Origin of the sequence: uncultured Chloroflexus sp. (assembly GCF_938091255.1) — a bacterium.
Taxonomy (GTDB): domain Bacteria; phylum Chloroflexota; class Chloroflexia; order Chloroflexales; family Chloroflexaceae; genus Chloroflexus.
The window spans coordinates 43,196-62,358 of sequence record NZ_CALLJH010000039.1 but is presented as its reverse complement, the minus strand read 5'-3'; the positions used below and the strand labels follow the sequence as shown (position 1 = coordinate 62,358).

Below are 19,163 nucleotides of genomic sequence, written 5' to 3'. Positions count from 1 at the left end.
CTCGCCATACGCAGAACGACCGCCCGGTCGTCCCGTTGCGCGAGCTTGGTTGCTTGAAATACATCGTGAAGATAGTTCAACCCGATACAATTCTCTTAACCATCAAACTAAGGGTATACTACCATTGTAGTCAGTGTCACAGCTAGAGGAGCCCTATGTCATCAGCAACCGATTACGACGTGATAGTGGTGGGTGGCGGCCATAATGGCCTCACCTGCGCCGGCTATCTCGCCAAAGCGGGGAAGCGCGTGCTCGTGCTCGAACGGCGGCCTATCGTCGGCGGCGCCGTCTGCACTGAAGAGGTCATCCCCGGCTACAAGATCGATGTCGGCTCGTCGGCCCACATCATGATCCATCTCACTCCGATCGTGCGCGACCTCGAACTCGAACGGCACGGCCTCGAGTACATCGACATGGATCCATACGCCTTCTACCCCTTGCCCGACGGGAGCGGTGCGATCTACTTCTACCGCGATGTCGAGCGCACTTGCCAGAGTATTGCCACCGTTAGCCCGCGCGACGCCGAAGCTTACCGGCGCTTCCTCGACTTCTGGACGCCGCTGAACGAGGCGGTGTTCGATGTCTTCCTCAATCCGCCCTCGGTGACGCGCCTGTTCGGCAAGGTGGCGTCGAGCATTCCGCGTTTGCCCAAGGCCGAGCAGCAGGTGCTAGAAGTGACTCGCCGTCTCTTCACCAGCTATGCGCAGTTGATCGAAGAGACCTTTGAGAGCGAGGCAATGCGAGCCGCGATGACGTGGCTCGCTGCTCAGAGTGGGCCACCACCAGACGAGATCGGGGCTGGTGACTTCTTTGGCTGGCATGCGATGCTGCACTACAGTGGCGCCAAGCACCCACGTGGCGGGTCGGGCATGTTGACCCAAGCCATGGCCCGCTCGCTCAAGGCGATGGGCGGCGAGGTTGTGCTCGACGCGCCCGTGCGCCGGATTATCGTTCAGAATGGTCGTGTGCAAGGTGTTGAGACTGAAGACGGCCAGCGTTACTCGGCCCCGATTGTGGTCTCGAATGCGCACGTGCTGACCACCTTCCTGCAACTGGTTGGCCCCGATCACCTCAGCGCCGATCTGGCGCGCCGGCTCAACCACATTCGGATTGGCAACGGCTTCGGTATGACGGTGCGCTGCGCTGCCGAGGAGCTGCCTGACTACACTGCGGCTCGCAGTTATGGCCGCCCGCACGAGAGTCACCACGGCTTGCAATTACTTAGCCCCAGCATGAACTACGTCCGCCGCGCTTACGAAGACTATCTGCGCGGTCAGCCAAGCCGTGATCCGGCAGTGATCGCGATGACTTTCTCGGCGATTGATCCTGATGTTGCTCCACCCGGCAAGCACACGGTCTTTCTCTGGTCGCAGTATTTCCCCTACCAGCTCAGCGATGGTCGAAACTGGGACGACATCCGCGAAGCGGTCGCCGACTCGATCCTCGAAGTGCTCTACCGCTATGCGCCCAACATGCGCGGTAAGATCATTGACCGCTTCATTCAAAGCCCACTCGACCTTGAGCGGCGGATCGGGCTGCTACGCGGGAATGTGATGCACGTCGAGATGAGTTTTGACCAGATGTTTTTCTTCCGCCCTCTACCAGAGCTGGCCGGTTACCGCACGCCGATCCGCGGTCTCTACCTCACCGGCGCGAGTACCCACCCCGGCGGCGGTGTCTTCGGTGCCAGTGGCTACAACACGGCCCGCGTCGTGTTGGCCGATACTAGTGCTCGGCGCTGGGGGCCAATCGTATTAGGCGCAGGAGCGCTTGCCGCCGGTGCGGTGCTCGCCGGACGCAGGCTGTTGCGCCCATAATTGAACCGCAGCGAACGTAGAGGGGGCAGGGGGGAGCGTACCCTCTGCCCCCTCTGCGCCCCTGCGGTACTACTACCCGCTACCTGCGCGTTTGCCGGCCCCACCAACTGCCGGCACGCTCAGCCAAATCGCTACCGAGCCAGCGATCGAGCAACACTAGTGGCGTCTTGGCTAAGCGGGGCCGCCAGCCGGCCAGCGTCAACGTATATGCTGCATAGCGCAGCGCCGTGCGTAACGAACCGTTGCGCGCTTCGAGGTTGGTCATCGCCGCGTAAATATCGGCCAACACCTCCCGCCGCGCCGGCGATAACTCTGGCATCACGGTAAAACTCTGCTCGGCGATCTGCAACCACTCGCGATAAAAACCGGCAAACTGCGTCACCGTCTTCGAGGCGGCATGCAGCCGGTAGGTCGCCACCACGGTAGACGTGGGTTGAAACGGGCCGAGTTGGGCCAGCCGCACCCAATACGCGGTATCGAGGGCGTACCGCATGCGTACATCGAGCGGGCCGGTTAAGCCTACCGCTGTCCGGCGCAGAAAGACGGTAGGCTGCATAGGAATGAGCAATCGAAGCAGAGCGAGTGGATGATACGGGCGGGCCGCGATAGTGTACAACGGCTGGCCCTGCGCATCGGTATAGCGCGCGTCGGCATAGACGGCAACCGCCGCCGGATGAGCTTGCAACGCCGCCACCTGCGTGGCAATCGCTCCCGGTAGGTAGGTATCGTCGCTATTGAGCCATGCCAACACCGATCCGCGCGCTCGTGCCCAACCTCGGTTAATCGCGTCAGCTTGGCCAGCATCGTTGCCCACCACCAGTTGCACTCGCTCATCACCGGCAAACGCGCGCAACACCTTCGGCGTCTCATCACTGCTGCCGCCGTCAATCACCCATATTTCGAGGTTAGGGTAGTCTTGCGTCAGAATGCTGTTGAGCGTTTCCCCGATATAGCGCCCTTGGTTGAGTGACGGCACGACAATGCTCACGAGTGGCTGTGCCGGATCGCGGATCGGTGGTGGTGGAAGGTCAGCGGTGAGGTGGGCATACGCTACCCACGTTGGATATTCAGCGGCAAGCGGGTTCATTGGTTTTTAACCTAGAATATGGGCAGAGCGTTGATTCTCGTTGGCAAACGTCTCGTTCCCTGAACACATATCTGCCCAGCGCGTGAGATCACCGGCTGCGCTATTTTTTTCTCTTGTTCTGAGAGAGCGGCACTTAGGTGAAGACGAACTACATGTCGCCTCTCAGAGCCTCGCCACTCATGAAATTCGCCTTTCACCTCATTGAACATCTTTGATGCTTGCTGATGCTGCTGGCCTCTGCTACTATAGCAATTACATTTCATTGCGCCTTGTTTGACATATTGCACAACTGCTATGATCGTACCACACCCGTCATCAGCGTTGATTGGATTGCGTCTACTCGCCGACGAAACTCGCTGGAAGCTCATCACTGCTCTGCGTGACAGTGACTGGCAAGTCGCGGAGTTAGTGACGGCAACCGGCTTGGCCCAAAATCTGGTTTCGTACCACCTGAATATGCTGCGGCAAGCTGGGTTAGTCAACGCCCACCGCAGTGACGCTGACGGGCGGGTCATCTATTACAGCTTGCACCTCGCCGCACTAGAGGCATTGCTCGCGCAAGTTGGCCATGAATTGGCCCTGCCGGAACCAACCGTGCCGCCGTTGCCGCCCGTCACCGTCGCATTCTTGTGTCGCGCCAACAGTGCCCGCTCACAGATGGCCGAAGGCTGGTTACGCGCACTGAGTGGCGGGCAAGTAGGGGTGTTGAGTGCCGGCACTCACCCGCAACCAATCCATCGACTGGCCATTGCCGTCATGGCTAAAGCTGGTGCGCCAATCGATCAGCAGGTAGCCAAACCGATTGACGCTATCCTTGATCAAAAACCGCAAGTGATCGTGACTGTGTGCGATATTGCTCGCGAGGAGTGTCCAGTGTGGCCCGAGTCGGCACGTCATATTCATTGGAGCATTCCTGATCCGGTGGCTGTAACCGGTACCAATGAGGAGCAATACGCTGCGTTTGTCGCCGTGCGTGACGAGCTGCGCGAGCGAGTGCGTGGGTTGTTGGCGCTGTTACCAAGGTGGTTCAACGTGCAGTGACGCGCAAACATTACCTTACCGATCGCCATCGGCTGCCAAATAGTCGGCCCGCGGCGGGCTAAAGGTGTCGATCGCCAATGTCTCTTCCAGCGTCCAAACCGCATGCGGCGTACCGCCGGGAATAGCAACCGAACTGCCGGCAGCGGCTTCGATCAGCTCGTCGCCAAGCTGAAAGCGCAAACGACCACTAACAATATAGGCGACCTGATCTTCAGGATGGCTGTGCAACGGCACATGGCTGCCTTCCGTCAGTCGTACTTCCATCTGATACATTCGATCAGTCAACGCAATCCGGCGGCGAAACACGCCGGGAAACAATTCGATCCATGGCCGTTCGGACATAGGGCCTCCTGTGTTAGGGATGATCGCGCCGATTCTGCCGTGATGATACCAAAAAAATCATCGCGCCGCACGGCGCGATGAGGCGATCTCGATCACATGACGATGATGGGAGCCGCATGACTGTGCGGCTCGACGGAGGTATATTACGCGGTGGTTTGGTAGGTCGCCAACACGGCGCCGGCTTCAACCGTCGCCCCGACTTCGACCCGCACCTCGCCGATCGTGCCGCTGTGAGGGGCGGTAATCTCGTTCTCCATCTTCATCGCTTCCACGATGAACAACACTTGGCCGGCTTCAACCTGCTGTCCATGGGCCACCCGCACCGCCACCACCCGACCTTGAATGGGGCTGATCACGCCATCAACCGGCGCGGCCAGCGCCGTCTTCTTCGGCGCCACGCGGCGCGGCGCAGGGCCGCGCACCGCCGCCGGCTGGGGCGGGACAAGGCTCATACCATCGCCGAACACGGCCACGCCAAACCGCCGCCCGTTCACTTCCACCGTAAACCGGCGCGGTTCCGGGGTCGGCTCTGCCGGGGCTGGCGTGGCCGCCGGCGGCATCAGCTCGGCTGTGCGGGTGAGCAGCTCTGGGTGGCGCGGAATGAAGTTGACCGTTGCCGCGCCAGCCACAAAGACCGGGTGTTCGAGGGCAGCAAGGTGGAAGGGGATGATTGTGGTGACGCCTTCGATGCGGTACTCGGCCAACGCCCGCCGCATGCGCGCAATCGCCTCCTTACGGTCGGCCCCCCACGTAATCACCTTCGCCAATAGCGAATCGTAATGCGATGGCACAGTGTAATTGGCCCGCACCCCGCTGTCTACCCGCACCCCCAACCCCACCGGCTCGCGGTATTCACCGATCGCGCCCAACGCCGGGCGGAAGTTGTGCAGCGGATCTTCGGCGTTGATCCGGCATTCAATCGCGTGCCCACGCGGCACGAGGTCTTCCTGCTTCAGCCAGAGTTTTTCCCCTTGAGCAATGCGGATTTGGGCCGCTACCAGATCGACGCCGTAGACCATCTCGGTCACGGTGTGCTCGACCTGAATACGAGTATTCATTTCCAGAAAGTAGTACCGCCCGTCTTGATAGAGAAATTCAAGCGTACCGGCGCTGACATAGCCGACCGCTTTGGCCAGACGGACTGCCGCTGCCCCCATCTCGGCGCGCAGCTCAGGGGTGAGCGCCGGCGAAGGGCATTCCTCGATGAGCTTTTGATGGCGGCGCTGCACCGAGCAGTCGCGCTCGCCGAGCGCTACCGCATTGCCGTAGCCATCGGCCAGCACCTGTATCTCGATGTGACGCGGATCATCGAGATACTTTTCGACGTAGAGTTCGCCGTTCTTGAAGGCGACCTCCGCTTCGCGGCGGGCCGCAGCAAACGCCTCCGCCACCTCTTCCGGCGAGCGCACCACTCGCAAGCCGCGCCCACCGCCGCCGCCGACCGCCTTAATCGCGATCGGGTAGCCAAACTCCTTCCCCAACCGCTTCACTTCAGCCGCATCGGCCACCGGCTCAAGCACGCCGGGCACCAGCGGCACACCTGCCGCCGTTGCTTCTCGACGGGCCGCTGTCTTTCCCCCCATCCGCTCCATCACTTCTGCTGGTGGACCAATAAAGACTAAGCCGGCAGCAGTGACTGCGCGCACAAAGTTGGGGTTTTCAGCCAGAAAGCCATAACCGGGATGGATCGCCTCGGCGCCGGTGGCTTTGGCGGCGCGAATAATCGCTTCGATGTTCAGATAGCTCTCCGCCGGCGATGGTGGGCCAATCAGATAAGCATCGTCGGCATAAGCCACATGGGGCGCATCACGGTCGGCCTCTGAATAGACAGCCACGCAGCGCAGACCCAATTCGCGGCAGGCGCGCATCACGCGCAAAGCAATCTCGCCGCGGTTCGCAACTAGTACTGTACGAAACATTGCAGCCGCTCCTCAATGCTGCTTGCGCCGCTTCAACGCTGTGCGGCACGGGTGCCAATTGTAGCATAGCGCGCCGTGTTACAGAGATGGCATCAGCCGGCCTAGCACCTGTTCGGCAGCGAAAGCAGTCCGCAGCAGCAGCGGTTCGTTCCACGGGCGAGCTACCAGTTGCGCCGCGCGCGGCAAGCCGTCGTCACCCATACCTGCCGGTAAGCTCAGTGCCGGCCAACCAAGGAAATTCCACGGCCCGGTGAATGAGGTCGGCGTCGGCACCCCTAACGCCGGCGCCGGGCCGGGTACGACCGGTGTTATCAAGAGATCGATCTCGGCTAAACGGGCCGCTACTCGTCGTCGTAACGCTGCCCGTGCCTGCTGCACCCGCGTCACGTCAGCCGGTGAATAGATGAATGCCGCCAAAATACGCTGGCGCATAAATTCACCGTACTCGTCGAGCCGGGTGCGCAACCACGGCAGATGCAGTGCAGCGGCTTCCATTGCCAGCAATGCCTGATTCAGCAACCGTAGTTCTTCGAGTTCAGGCACTTCAATGGGCGTCACAGTCGCCCCCTGTCCGGCTAACGCATCGGCGGTGCGCTGCATTGCCGCCAGCTCGGCGGGGCCGGCCATCGTCTGCCCGCTGCCATCAGCGGTTACCAGACCCACGCGCAAGTTGCGTACCCCGGCTACCAAACCGCCACCGGTAAAGTCGGGCGCTGGCCGCAAGGTGCGCGGATCGCGTTGGTCTGGTCCAGCGATAACACTGAGCAGTAATGCTGCGTCGGCTACTGTGCGCGCCAGCGGCCCAGCATGATCGAGCGACCACGAGAGGGTAAAGCCGCCGGCCAGACTCACCCGGCCATAGGTGGGTTTGAGTCCAACGATCCCGCAGTGGGCTGCCGGAATGCGGATCGAGCCGCCGGTGTCAGTACCGATTGCCGCAAATGCCATACCGGTGGTTGTTGCCACTGCACTGCCACTACTGCTGCCGCCACTGTCATGCTGGCGGTTGTAAGGGTTGGCGGTTGGGCCGTAGTGTGCATTGTTCGAGCCGGGTGAGTAGGCGAACTCTGACATACGTGTTTTGCCGATAATGATCGCGCCAGCGGCGCGGAGCCGTTCAACGACGGTTGCGTCGGTCGCCGCCATCACACCGGCGCGAATCCGCGAACCTGCCGCAGTTGGGTAGCCGGCTACGTCGAACAGATCCTTCACCGCTACTGGTACGCCGTGCAGCGGGCTGCGCACCTTGCCCGCCGCCAGTTCGGCGTCGGCGGCGCGGGCATCGGCCAGCGCGCTCTCGGCCATCACGATCTGGAAGGCGTTCAACTCAGCATCATGATCGGCAATCTGCTCCAACACCTGCTCGGCTAGCTCCACCGCCGAGATTGTCCGCCGTTGCAATTGGTTCGCAATACCGAGGATGGTCGTCGGATCATCACTCGCCGGCAGGCCGCCGTTCGGTGGGCTGGCCGCTGGCGGCAGACTGGCCGCGTCGAGCATGTCAGGTAGTTGTTCGTGGTCAACTGCATCGAGCAGACGTTCGACGTCAGGCCAACGGCTGAGGAATCCCTTTTCGATGATACCGGCAAAATCGGCGTCGGTAGCCGGAATGCCGATAGCACGCAATGCAGCCCGCAACCGGTCGATGATGGTGGCATTAGACATGAGATGCTCCCGTTGTGATCAATTGAAGATTTCTCGTGCTGCTCGCTGTCCGCTATCGATCGCGCCATGCACCGTCTGGGGATTGCTGTCGTAGGCGGTGGCTTCGCCGGCGAAATGCAGATTGCCTTCCGCCGCAGCCAACACTGGTCGCGCCCACGCCATCCCCGGCGGCAGATGGGCATACCCGCCGCGTGCGTATGCGTCGGCGGCCCAGCGGTAGCGCCTGAATCCTACGCAGTGGGTCGCTACATCGTCGCGGCCCAGCAACTGGCCCAGTTCTGCCAAACCGATCTCGCGTACCGTCGCATCCGGCAACCGGTCGAGTACTGCTGCGCGTTCGGCAGTGACGTAGCAACAGAGTAACGGCGCAGCCAAATCGGGATGGGCTGGCGTCCACCAGCGAGCAAACAAGCCATTGTGGGCGGCGTAGGCAAAGCCTTCGTCCCAGAGCGGCGCATCGAACCAGAAGAAGTGTTTGGTTGCCGGGCGCGTGCGAAAGGCGGCAATTGCTGCCTGTTTGCCAGCCGAGAGCGGCGGGTCGAAACGGATCATCCCGGCGGCCAGCACTGCCACCGGTACGGTGATAATACAGTGCCTCGCCACTAACGGGCCAGCAGTCGTATGAACTGTCACGCGGTCGCCGTGATCGGTAATTGCCTGCACTGGCCTGCCGAGGTGCAGATCGAGGCCACGAGCAAGCCATGCCAAGAGGGTATCGTACCGCGCGCGCAGCCGGAACTCGCGCGGCCCGGCTCGATCCACCCGCTGCTCACGGGCCAGATCGAGGCAACTGAGCAGCTCGACTTCAGCGCAGCAGGTCTGAGCCAGCACCACATCGGCGATGCTCAGCGCCATCGGTGTGAATCCGTGTTGGCGCAGCTCATCAGCGAGTGAACAATCGGCGGCATCATCAGGGTACCGCTGCGCGAGTAAGTTCCATACTGCACGTGCCTGCTCAATCGCTCGTCGAGCTGGATCATCTGGCGACAGCTCACTGATCAATCGAGCCGGTCTCCCCCAGCGCAAGCCGTTATACCGATCAACCTCGTCGAGCGTCAATCCAGCCTTCTCTGCCAGATCGACCGTGCTCGTCTGCGCGCCGTGGATCAGCTCGGCCCCCAACTCAATCGGGTACCACCCGCAACTGCGCTCCGTCCAGATCCGCCCACCAATCCGAGGCCGCGCCTCGATCACAATTACCTGCGCACCGACGTCGTGCAGCATACGAGCAGCAGCCAATCCCGCTGCCCCGGCTCCAATCACCGCGACATCGTACTCAGTCTCCGTTGTGTCAGCCATGCGCTCGCCCTTCATTCCTCGTCTGAGTTCCGTCCTTTGTTATGTATCAGCGTGCGAAACAATACCCAAGCTATTCCTGCCTCGCCTTCGCCCACTCAAATCCCGATCGAGACATACTTAATGTCGAGATACTCATCAATCCCGGTCGGCCCACCCTCGCGCCCGATCCCACTCTGCTTGACACCGCCAAACGGTGCTTGGGCGGTTGAGGGAATCGGATCATTGATACCGATAATCCCATATTCCAACCCTTCGGCCAGCCGCCAAACCCGACCCACATCGCGGGTGAAAGCGTAGGCGGCCAATCCGTAGGGAGTGTCGTTGGCCATGCGAATGACCTCAGCCTCATCATCGAACGGTATTAACGGCGCAACGGGGCCAAACGTTTCTTCACGGGCCACAAGCATATCACTGCGCGCATCCAGCAGCACTGTCGGCAACCAGAAATTGCCGCCGAGCGGGGCTGGGCCGCCCCCAACCACTACCTTCGCTCCGGCCGTAAGCGCATCACGCACGTGGCGCTCAACCTTCTGCCGGGCCTGTTCATCGATCAGCGGGCCAATCTGCACCCCGGGCTGTAAGCCGTCGCCAACGGTCAACCGCGCTACTTCGGCAGCAAATCGTTCGGCGAAATCGGCGTAGATTGAGCGTTGCACAAAGATCCGATTCGCGCAGACGCAGGTCTGGCCGGCGTTACGAAACTTCGAGGCGATCGCGCCACGCACCGCTGCATCGAGATCAGCATCGGCGAAGACGATAAACGGCGCATTGCCACCCAATTCTAGCGACACCCGCTTGAGCGTATCCGCCGACCGCCGCATCAGCTCCTTGCCGACTTCGGTGCTACCGGTAAAGCTAATCTTGCGCACGCGAGTGTCGGCGAAGATCGTATCAGCAAACGGACGCGGGTCTTGACATGTGATGATATTGACCACACCGGGAGGCGCGCCGGCCTCGGTAAAGAGCTGGCCGAGCGCCAGCGCCGAGAGCGGCGTCTGCTCAGCAGGCTTGGCGATCACCGTGCAGCCGGCAGCAAGGGCCGGCCCCAACTTGCGGGTAATCATTGCGCTGGGGAAGTTCCACGGCGTAATCATCGCCACCACCCCCACCGGCTGGCGTAGCACCAGAATCCGTTTGGCATTGGTCGAAGCAGGGATCGTCATCCCGTAGATCCGCTCGGCTTCGCCGGCAAACCAACTGAGAAAACTCGCCGCATACGCGATCTCACCTCGCGCCTCAGCCAGTGGCTTGCCTTGTTCGAGGGTCATAATCGTCGCCAGCTCCTGCTGCCGTTCGAGCATCAACCCCGCCACCCGGCGCAGCAGCGCTGCTCGTTCACCAGCCGGCGTCGCTGCCCATCCCGGTTGGGCGGCCACTGCCGCTGCAATGGCTGCTCTTGTCTCGGCCACGCCAGCATCGGGCACATACCCCAACACGGTAGCGTTGGCCGGGTTTATCACGGCAAAGGTTGCTCCATTCTCCGCCTCACGCCACTCGCCGTTAATGAGCAAGCGTAAAGGCAACGTCGCCAAGATTCCTTCTGCCATCACTGACATGATGCGCTCCTTTCACAACCAAACCAACCGCGAAGGCGCAAAGGGTAATAAACGCAAAAGGTGCAAAGGCACCAAGAGACGCAAGGTTGGGTAATATTTAGCATACCCGTTGCCTAAAACGAACACCATGTTATGTCTGAACCTTCTATGGAATTAGCTTACACTTGGTACCATACTACCCATTGATTAGAACAAATCCCATATCGTGTCTGAACCTTCTGTGAAATTAGCTTATACTTGTACCACCGTTGCGTTCTCTGCGCGCTTTGTGCCTTGGCGTTTCCCCCGTTGCGTTCTCTGCCGGCAAGAAGCGATATACTATACAGTAATCAGCCGATACAAGACGAGCGATCCATGATGAGTCAGCCCCATCCCTTCTATTCCATATACCGCCACGGCTTTGCCCGCCTAGCTGTTGCCATCCCGACGGTACAGATCGCCGAGCCAACAGTAAATGCAGAGCGCACCATTGCCTTGGCCCATCGGGCCGCTGCTGAAGGAGCGGTATTAGCCCTCTTCCCCGAACTCGGCATTTCGGCCTACAGCAACGACGATCTCTTCCACCAAACTACGTTGCTTGACGCCGTTGAGCAGGCGGTGGCCGCGATAGTTCACGCTTCGCGCGAGATAAATGCGCTTCTCCTCGTAGGTGCGCCACTGCGGCACGAGGCTCGTCTCTTTAACTGTGCAATTGCCATCTGTAGCGGCCAAATCGTAGGAGTAACCCCAAAGAGTTATTTACCTAATTATCGCGAATTTTACGAAAAACGCCACTTCGCCGCCGCTCGCGACGCGATCGGCGACACCATCCGCGTCGCCGGCCAGACCGTACCTTTCGGCACTGATCTCATCTACGAAGCGCCGGCAATTCCCGGTTTTGCCGTACATGTCGAAATCTGTGAAGATCTGTGGACACCACTGCCGCCGAGTACGTTCGCTGCGCTAGCCGGTGCGACCGTGCTCTGCAACCTGTCGGCTTCGAACATCACGATTGGCAAGGCCGACTACCGGCGGGCATTATGCCTAAGCCAATCAGCCCGTACCATTGCTGCGTATCTCTATTCGGCAGCAGGCTTAGGTGAAAGCACAACCGATCTCGCGTGGGACGGTCACGCCCTGATTTGTGAAAACGGTGAACTCTTGACCGAATCGCAGCGTTTTCGCGACGACGAGCAGATCATCTTCGCCGACGTTGATCTAGAGCGATTGCATCAAGATCGCATGCGCCAAACCAGCTTCAGTGACAGTATTGGCGATTACCGCGAACGATTGCGTCACATGCGCAAGCTTGCGCTGCCGATCACCCCGCCGGTTGTGACCGATCTGCGTCGCGAGGTCGCACGGTTTCCGTATGTACCGAACGACCCGGCCACCCGCGACGAGCGTTGCTACGAAGCGTACAACATTCAGGTGCATGGTCTCATCCAGCGTATGCGCAGTGCTAAGGTCGAAAAGGTCGTGATCGGTGTGTCGGGTGGCCTTGATAGCACGCAGGCTCTGATTGTGGCCGCGCGCGCTATGGATCGACTTGGCCTGCCACGCCAGAACGTCTTGGCCTACACCATGCCCGGCTTCGCCACCAGCAGCCGAACCCGGGCGAATGCCCACGCCCTTATGGCCGCGCTTGGCGTCAGTGCTCACGAGATTGACATCCGGCCCTCGGCCTTGCAAATGCTGCGCGACCTTGGCCACCCTGCCGGTGAAGGCGCGCCGGTGTACGACGTCACCTTCGAGAACGTACAAGCCGGTGAACGTACCTCGCACCTTTTCCGGCTGGCCAACTACCACAACGCAATCGTTGTTGGCACCGGCGACCTGAGCGAATTGGCGCTCGGCTGGTGTACTTACGGCGTCGGTGACCAGATGGCGCACTACAACGTCAACGCCTCGGTGCCAAAAACCCTGATCCAGCACCTGATCCGCTATGTCATTCGCAGCGGTGAATTGGGTGAGGAAGCGAATCGCGTGCTGACCGATATTCTCGCCACCGAAATCTCGCCCGAACTAGTGCCGGCGACGGCCAACAGCGACGACAAACCGGCCCAGCGCACCGAGGCGATCATCGGGCCGTATGCGCTACAGGACTTCAACCTCTACTACATCACCCGCTACGGCTTTCGGCCAAGCAAAGTCGCATTTCTCGCAATGCATGCGTGGCGTGACACGCAGGTTGGCGCATGGCCAGAGGGCTTACCAGCGCACGAGCGACGGGCCTACGATCTCCCCACCATCCTGCACTGGCTGCGGGTTTTCCTCTACCGCTTCTTCCAAATCAGCCAATTCAAACGCTCGGCCATGCCCAACGGCCCCAAAGTCGGCTCAGGTGGCTCCCTCTCGCCGCGGGGAGACTGGCGCGCGCCGAGTGACGCCAGCGCTGCGGTCTGGCTGGCCGAGGTCGATCGTCTGCTGGTTGAGGTGGGTAAGGTCTAAAATTCCATAGCGTGCAGGAGAGACAAACGTAAGATTGGGCATGACGATAGACTACTGGCTCCCTCTGGTAGCGTCTGTGCTTAAGTTAGAACGATTATGGTGGATGCATCAACCTCCAGACAAGCAATTGTCTGGAGGTTGATGCAACATCCTTACCCTGCACGAATAACCTAGTTGATCGGGATCGCGTTATAGTCTTCAGCGACCACATTCGCTGTAGATGTTGCCGAGTTTGCTGACGAGATACGAATCACGGCGACAATTTGGCAGCCCGAGTTTGCACACTCGATGGTTGCACTACCACCGAAACCGCCGACGTAACCAAACTCGTCTAGCCTATCCTGCGTTTGGCCACTAGCCAGCGTCGCTGAGATTGGGTTGGAATTAGCTTTCTGACCAGGTCCGATCGGGCCTAGAGTGTGAGTACCGATTAACACGCCATTGAGGTCATAGTACCTCACTGTGATCGTACCAGAACTACCTGAACCAACGTTTTGGATCGCGATATTGGCGCGTTGACGATTGCCCGGATTGGTGTCAAAGCGACTCTGCGTCCATCGTACATATGGGGCTGCCAACTTTTGTGCACCGCCACTAGCACCAATGAAGGCCGTACCAAAAGACGGGGCTATTGAGGGATTGGCTGATACTTTCCCGATTGCGACAATGGGTGCGCCAGTGCTGGTAATAATCGCTGAGCCGTTAAATCCGCTTGTTGGAATACCGCTAGCAGAGCAGGTGAGGAAGCTGGCCTTTGCACCGGGCGGAATACTGGCACCTTGGGTGGCGACCGTATTATTACTCAGGTCTTTGTACGTCACTGTCACATTTGCCGTATTAGAGTTACTACTATTCTGCACAGCATATGCAGTGCGCTGTTGATTAGCGCCAAAGTTGCAAAGCGCACTCGGCATATAGACCGTATTGCTGCCTTGTGCTACGCCCTCGAAGGCACTCACTTTGTACGAGCTATCAACAGAAGCCTCAATTGCTGTTGCTACTACCTTTCCAGTTGCTTCAACCACTACTGATCCGTTGAAGCTGGAGCCAAGTGCACCAATTGTGCCAGCATCGAAGAATCGAGCTGTGCCAACATTCAGTGAGAACGTTTCTTGGTGAGTAGGAGTCGATGAACCTACAGCGAAGAACTTGACTGTAACGTTGACACTAGTCGTATCAGCATTTTGAACTGAGAACTTTGTTGTCTGATTAAATTGGTTCTTAAGAACCGTTGCAATCAGCACACTATTGCTGCCATCGTTGCTACTGAAGCCATTTGAAAGCGGTCTGTTTCGCACAGTTGTGCTCTGTGGCAATTGAACAATAGTGGCGACAATTGGCTGATCTGATGAGATAACTGCCGAACCCTGTCCAGAAAAGCCGCTCAACTCGGTAGTCGTTCCCACGTTAAGCGATGCGCCAGCATTGGCAGCAAGAGTTCTGGAAACTGAAATCGGGCTACCAGATGCTGGATAGAAGGTGAAGGTGATATTAGCCGTTGCGCTCCCAACGTTCTGATATGTAATTGCGGTGACAAAATTGGTGTTGTAGGCGCTACCCTGCGCATTCACCGAGCTAGTGAGCGAACTTGAGGCGAATAAGAGCGCTGTTATCATTGCAAGCAAACTAATGACTCGACGCATGTACAAACCTCCTTGGCCGTGAAACTTAGACTTAAGCGCTTTCCAATATAGCTATTGCCACCGGATTCCACCATACCACAAAGAGGCTACCTAACCTAGTCATTTTGGATGAGCTTGCGCAAACTCCTGCTTGTCGATAATATAGGAGTGTTGATTAGCTAGCTTATGTGTTCTTGTGGAGGAAAAAGTCTTGCGCACAATTACTCTGGTGCTAATACTGATAAGCTTAGTGGCGTGCTCGACACCACCGGTAGCCCCTACACCCGAAGCTTCCATTATTCCTACTCCCGAGAAAGGTCAAGCAGTGGTATTTGGCCGGGTACTTTCAAGCATCACCGGTCAGCCAATCTACCGTGTGCGAGTTGCATTTGCTGAAGTGTATCGCAATGAGGAAACTGCTATTTTTGTCGATGACGCTGCTTTTTCACCTTCTGCAGAGACCGATGCCTCAGGGCGATTCGTGTTATCAAATTTATCGCCGAAAGAATACGTTATCGTCATTGGTGATCCGTTTGGGCTTAATGACGTTGTTCGCAACCCAGATGGATTGCCAAAGATTTGGAATATTGAGGCTGATCAACAGATTGATATTGGTGATGTGCGGGTAAACATAGGGGTGTAATACTTTTGGGTTATTGGGCGGTTTAGCTCATTAGCAAGTGGTATAAATGCTCATATCGGCGAGCTGCATGATTAATAGTGAATTGGGTAACGTGCTTACGTGCCGCTATAACTAGTCGTTGCGCTAAACCGTGATCACGAATTAACCGCTCCATTGCTATCGCTAACGCCGCTGGATCACGTGGCGGTGCTAAAAGTCCGGTCTGCTCATGAATAATCAATTCACGGGTGCCGGGAATATCGGTTGCTGCCACTGGCGTGCCTACCGCCATCGCTTCGAGAATGACCGTCGGTAGGCCTTCCCACAATGATGCTGATACTAGCACGTCAAGGCTGGCAATAATATCAATTGCATCAGCTCGAGCGCCTAACCAGTACACTGAACGCTCAAGCTCAAGTGCAGCCGCTTGCGCTTGAAGTGCTTGCGGTTTCTCACCGTAGCCTGTGCCAACAATAACGAATACCGCTGCTGGGATGCGCTTGCGGAGAAGCGCAAAAGCCTGCAAGGCATAAGGAATACCTTTTTGTTCAGTGAGTCGACCAACTAACCCAAACAGCGGAATGTCTGCAGATAACCCTAATTCTTGGCGTAGATTGGCACGTGTACGGCGCTTCAATACTCGTTGGAGATCAATGCCGTTGTTGATCAACCAAACTGGCCGGCGGGCAAGTCTTGCTAATGGATTGGATCGCAAATTATCTACAATTGCCGTCGAAACTCCGACTTGTGCTGCTGCTAGCAGTGGGTACAAAGCTGCCGTCACAAACCGTAGCGGAGGATGACGGGGGAATTCAAGCAAGGTATGGCAAGTCCGGATGAGGCGCGGTCGATGAGTGGTCAAGCTCAGTGCCATGCCAACAATACCGGCATATTCGCCGTGAGCATGAATAATATCAGGCTGCAAACTCTGTAGCTGCAAACGTAGACAGTGCCAAGCCTGTACAACCGACTGTTGCATACGCTGACCAAAGGGGGGGCCATAATATACGTCAATTCCTGTCTCACGCAGTTCAGCTTCCCATTGGCGCTCGATCGGACGATCAAAGCGCCAGAGATTGACCATCTGCACCCGAAATTGATTCTTATCTATTGCCTGCGCCAGCCGGATGCTGTACAGCTCTAAGCCGCCTCCTAGATCCCCCACAATAAGACCGGGGATCAGTTGTGCTACAGTAATACGTTTGTCCACAGTTCACCCTCTGCTGTCGCGACCGTAGCGTTCAGCCAGTTCGGTTTGCAGCATCTGCTGTCGTTGGCGCGCTGTCGAAACATACGCTTTGGCGCTAATCGGTAACCCCTCATATTGCAGTCGGACAAAGGCTTCCCACAACCCAGCGAGCGTTAAGTGCTCGATGTCAAGGCAACGTTCAGATAGCCCCATATCGCCCAGAATGCCAGCGCTCTTGCTTAAATAACCAATATTAAGCGCTGGCACACCAGCGTTTGTCGCGAGGATAAATGAGTGTAGGCGTGTAGCGACAAAATAGTCCATACATCCATAAAGTGCTTGTAACATAGCGGGGTGTAGTGGTTCGTTAATCATAAACACTCGCTGTTGATCATGGACTTGGCGGTAGAGGCGTAGATTAACCAAGCGGTCGTCCTCTACGCAACTAGGGCCGCACGTTTGCGCAAAGAGTACTACAATTGCACCTTGATCTGTCAAACGATTGATAAAATCAACCAAAACTTGTTCGTAGTGTTGTTGATGGTGAAATCGAGAGTTCTGTCCTTGCCAATCAATTGCCGTTAGGCCGACATACATTGTTGGCGTCGGCTCTGTTGAGACGTGCCAATGGAGCCACGCCCGCGCCAATGCTGTCGGTGCAGCCGGGAAAGCGAAGGCGAGATCGGGTTCGCAGCGCGCTTCACGTGCACCGAGATCAAGAGCACGTTGAAGGGAGATAGACTCGCGCGTTAAGACAAGATCCGCTCCTTGAACGATCATCTGCGCTAAACGTACCTGAAGTGGATGGTGGAACGGCCCAATTGATTGAGGCAACATAACCAATCGACGCCGCATCAAAATGCAAGCTAAACTGAGTGCACTGGCAAAGGTAAACCAGTGATAAAGGTAGCCACCGCCACAGGCGATTACAAGATCTGCAGTAGCTAGTTCGACGAGCAGAGCTTGTTTTTGTTGATCTCGGAAGACTCGTACCGGGCTACCAAGCCAGCGCATGAGCAACGCACCGAACAAGAGTGCAAGCAGGGATAGACCTCGCCGCAGACGTGATACTTTAAGCACTCGACGGTGCTGGTCGAGGGTCGCTCCCCATGCTGGCGGAGCAGCATGGATGCGGTAAGTAGGCAATAATGCTTTGGCCGTCTCAGAATCGTTGAAGGTTAATACTACCAAGGCTTGGGGAAGAGCGCCGTGCAGGATACGCAATGTTTGGAGCAAAATCGCATAATCACCCGCATTTAACACTGAGTGATTGTTAATGACAACGATCTTCATAATGAATTAGTCTTGCGCAACGTATAGATTGCACCTGTCCAATAAAGAATGCAGAGCAATCCTTCTACAAGGATGTACGTTAATGTTGCACCGTCAAGTCCAAGGCGAGGGATGAAAATAAATCCTCCGAGCAAGCTTAGCATCACCACAATACTTTGTATAAATACTCTTAATCGTTGCTTACCTAGTGAAAGCATTATTGCTACTGCAACGAAACTGAGCGATTTAAAGAGCGGTATTACACTTAATGGAGTAAGTAACCGAATCGTTGCTTCGTAATTATTGCCATACACGATCCGTAATATATGGCTGCCGAACTGCCAAAACACACCCAAGACGACAATTCCGTATAGAACGGATACGCTGACCATTCCAGCTAGCAGATAATGGCGATGATGCCGCTCGAGGTTTGGACGACTGAGCACGGGCAGTCCGACATTGAACATCGCCATAGGCACTAGAAAACTAATAGTGATAAGGTTATTAGCCGAGCGAAAAGTGCCAACTATCAGATCATTGGTAAAAAGTGCCAAAATCGCAATTTGAGCCTGTGAATAGATATTTGCTAATACATCGGCTAAAACAAAAAAGCTAGTATTTCGTATCAGACGAGGCAGGTGTAAGGGTCGCCAAGTGCCACGCCAATATTCAGCTAGGAGAATAGCAACGATTGCTAACGTAATACCGCTTACAACACTCTGACCAACGACCACGAATGCTATCTGTGGTGGCCAGATCATCAAGATGAGGATGAGTACAACTGCAAAAAAAGAGTCAACACTCTGCAATATGGCTACTAGTGTGTTGCGATTAAGAGCGTGTAAAATGACGTGCCCGGTCCGAATATAGCTTTCGGCAATAACACCAAGCATACCGACAATTAAGATCCAGTTAAGTCCCGTGTGATTCCATGCCAACACGAGCACGCTGATCAAGAAACTAGCAGTAATGAGCTTAAACATTAATAATCGGCGTGCATTAAATGCTAATTGAGTTGGATCTCGTCCGCCTTCACGCAATAACCACGTATCGAGGCCTAATCCCAATACAGTGGAGATTAATGCTAGCGTAGTTACTAGTATTGCGTACTGGCCATACAAAGCTGGACCATTGAAATAGCGCACTAGTAAAAGACCAGCAATGGCATTTAGTAAACGCCCCAGTAGCGATCCAGCCGTTACTGCCGCAAAACCGCGTCCTAGTGTTACCACCGTTGGAGAGATGAACTGTTGCAACCGAACTTTCACGTGACGAGTTTTTGATGAAATCATAAATCTGTGT

The 19,163-nt window shown here is 57.0% G+C and carries 14 protein-coding genes; 4 read left to right on the top strand and 10 right to left on the bottom strand.

What is annotated here, in order from left to right; all coding sequences use genetic code 11:
* Positions 1-155: 155 nt before the first annotated feature.
* Positions 156-1,817 (top strand): NAD(P)/FAD-dependent oxidoreductase, encoded by a 1,662-nt coding sequence (locus Q1A00_RS13640; RefSeq protein ID WP_298402455.1) that lies wholly within the window; start codon positions 156-158, stop codon positions 1,815-1,817.
* A gap of 79 nt (positions 1,818-1,896) precedes the next feature.
* Here the strand turns inward: Q1A00_RS13640 and Q1A00_RS13635 are convergent, their stop codons facing one another.
* Entirely contained in the window at positions 1,897-2,904 is a 1,008-nt protein-coding gene (locus Q1A00_RS13635; RefSeq protein WP_298402457.1) for a glycosyltransferase family 2 protein, read from the bottom strand.
* A 294-nt stretch (positions 2,905-3,198) separates the two neighbouring features.
* Here Q1A00_RS13635 and Q1A00_RS13630 point away from each other — a divergent pair, with 294 nt between their 5' ends.
* Positions 3,199-3,945, top strand: coding sequence for a metalloregulator ArsR/SmtB family transcription factor (locus tag Q1A00_RS13630; protein ID WP_298402459.1), 747 nt, complete (start codon positions 3,199-3,201; stop codon positions 3,943-3,945).
* Positions 3,946-3,960: 15 nt separating this feature from the next.
* On the opposite strand, the gene Q1A00_RS13625 is transcribed toward Q1A00_RS13630, so the two are convergent.
* The 5 genes from Q1A00_RS13625 to Q1A00_RS13605 all read right to left on the bottom strand — a co-directional run bounded on the left by Q1A00_RS13625 (position 3,961) and on the right by Q1A00_RS13605 (position 10,726).
* On the bottom strand, positions 3,961-4,287 hold the full coding sequence (locus Q1A00_RS13625) for a cupin domain-containing protein (RefSeq protein ID WP_298402460.1): 327 nt from the start codon (positions 4,285-4,287) through the stop codon (positions 3,961-3,963).
* A gap of 143 nt (positions 4,288-4,430) precedes the next feature.
* On the bottom strand, positions 4,431-6,206 hold the full coding sequence (gene accC / locus Q1A00_RS13620; protein ID WP_298402461.1) for an acetyl-CoA carboxylase biotin carboxylase subunit: 1,776 nt from the start codon (positions 6,204-6,206) through the stop codon (positions 4,431-4,433).
* A 78-nt stretch (positions 6,207-6,284) separates the two neighbouring features.
* On the bottom strand, positions 6,285-7,871 hold the full coding sequence (locus Q1A00_RS13615; protein ID WP_298402463.1) for an amidase: 1,587 nt from the start codon (positions 7,869-7,871) through the stop codon (positions 6,285-6,287).
* An 18-nt stretch (positions 7,872-7,889) separates the two neighbouring features.
* Positions 7,890-9,170, bottom strand: a complete 1,281-nt coding sequence (locus Q1A00_RS13610; RefSeq protein WP_298402464.1) for an NAD(P)/FAD-dependent oxidoreductase — start codon at positions 9,168-9,170, stop codon at positions 7,890-7,892.
* 95 nt (positions 9,171-9,265) lie between these two features.
* Positions 9,266-10,726, bottom strand: coding sequence for an NAD-dependent succinate-semialdehyde dehydrogenase (locus Q1A00_RS13605; protein ID WP_298402466.1), 1,461 nt, complete (start codon positions 10,724-10,726; stop codon positions 9,266-9,268).
* A gap of 357 nt (positions 10,727-11,083) precedes the next feature.
* Between Q1A00_RS13605 and Q1A00_RS13600 the strand changes: the two genes are divergently transcribed.
* A complete protein-coding gene (locus Q1A00_RS13600) occupies positions 11,084-13,156 on the top strand; it encodes an NAD(+) synthase (RefSeq protein WP_366917429.1) in 2,073 nt (690 codons plus the stop codon).
* A gap of 170 nt (positions 13,157-13,326) precedes the next feature.
* On the opposite strand, the gene Q1A00_RS13595 is transcribed toward Q1A00_RS13600, so the two are convergent.
* On the bottom strand, positions 13,327-14,799 hold the full coding sequence (locus tag Q1A00_RS13595) for a hypothetical protein (RefSeq protein WP_299757331.1): 1,473 nt from the start codon (positions 14,797-14,799) through the stop codon (positions 13,327-13,329).
* Between the two features lie 190 nt (positions 14,800-14,989).
* On the opposite strand from Q1A00_RS13595, the gene Q1A00_RS13590 reads away from it, so the two are divergent.
* Positions 14,990-15,421: a carboxypeptidase regulatory-like domain-containing protein gene (locus Q1A00_RS13590; protein ID WP_298402472.1), complete on the top strand. Its 432-nt coding sequence runs from the start codon at positions 14,990-14,992 to the stop codon at positions 15,419-15,421.
* 22 nt (positions 15,422-15,443) lie between these two features.
* Here Q1A00_RS13590 and Q1A00_RS13585 read toward each other — a convergent pair whose 3' ends face one another.
* The 3 genes from Q1A00_RS13585 to Q1A00_RS13575 are packed head-to-tail and all read right to left on the bottom strand — an operon-like array spanning position 15,444 to position 19,153.
* A complete protein-coding gene (locus Q1A00_RS13585) occupies positions 15,444-16,610 on the bottom strand; it encodes a glycosyltransferase family 4 protein (protein ID WP_298402474.1) in 1,167 nt (388 codons plus the stop codon).
* A gap of 3 nt (positions 16,611-16,613) precedes the next feature.
* Positions 16,614-17,882, bottom strand: coding sequence for a polysaccharide pyruvyl transferase family protein (locus Q1A00_RS13580; RefSeq protein WP_298402476.1), 1,269 nt, complete (start codon positions 17,880-17,882; stop codon positions 16,614-16,616).
* Positions 17,879-19,153, bottom strand: coding sequence for an oligosaccharide flippase family protein (locus Q1A00_RS13575; protein ID WP_299757326.1), 1,275 nt, complete (start codon positions 19,151-19,153; stop codon positions 17,879-17,881). The genes Q1A00_RS13580 and Q1A00_RS13575 overlap by 4 nt, the downstream gene beginning before the upstream one ends.
* Positions 19,154-19,163 lie beyond the last annotated feature (10 nt).

Excerpts from the sequence above, each read along its gene's own strand:
- Q1A00_RS13640 (WP_298402455.1), top strand. The coding sequence starts at position 156 with ATGTCATCAGCAACCGATTACGACGTGATAGTGGTGGGTGGCGGCCAT.
- Q1A00_RS13635 (WP_298402457.1), bottom strand. The coding sequence starts at position 2,904 with ATGAACCCGCTTGCCGCTGAATATCCAACGTGGGTAGCGTATGCCCAC.
- Q1A00_RS13630 (WP_298402459.1), top strand. The coding sequence starts at position 3,199 with ATGATCGTACCACACCCGTCATCAGCGTTGATTGGATTGCGTCTACTC.
- Q1A00_RS13625 (WP_298402460.1), bottom strand. The coding sequence starts at position 4,287 with ATGTCCGAACGGCCATGGATCGAATTGTTTCCCGGCGTGTTTCGCCGC.
- accC (WP_298402461.1), bottom strand. The coding sequence starts at position 6,206 with ATGTTTCGTACAGTACTAGTTGCGAACCGCGGCGAGATTGCTTTGCGC.
- Q1A00_RS13615 (WP_298402463.1), bottom strand. The coding sequence starts at position 7,871 with ATGTCTAATGCCACCATCATCGACCGGTTGCGGGCTGCATTGCGTGCT.
- Q1A00_RS13610 (WP_298402464.1), bottom strand. The coding sequence starts at position 9,170 with ATGGCTGACACAACGGAGACTGAGTACGATGTCGCGGTGATTGGAGCC.
- Q1A00_RS13605 (WP_298402466.1), bottom strand. The coding sequence starts at position 10,726 with ATGTCAGTGATGGCAGAAGGAATCTTGGCGACGTTGCCTTTACGCTTG.
- Q1A00_RS13600 (WP_366917429.1), top strand. The coding sequence starts at position 11,084 with ATGAGTCAGCCCCATCCCTTCTATTCCATATACCGCCACGGCTTTGCC.
- Q1A00_RS13595 (WP_299757331.1), bottom strand. The coding sequence starts at position 14,799 with ATGCGTCGAGTCATTAGTTTGCTTGCAATGATAACAGCGCTCTTATTC.
- Q1A00_RS13580 (WP_298402476.1), bottom strand. The coding sequence starts at position 17,882 with ATGAAGATCGTTGTCATTAACAATCACTCAGTGTTAAATGCGGGTGAT.
- Q1A00_RS13575 (WP_299757326.1), bottom strand. The coding sequence starts at position 19,153 with ATGATTTCATCAAAAACTCGTCACGTGAAAGTTCGGTTGCAACAGTTC.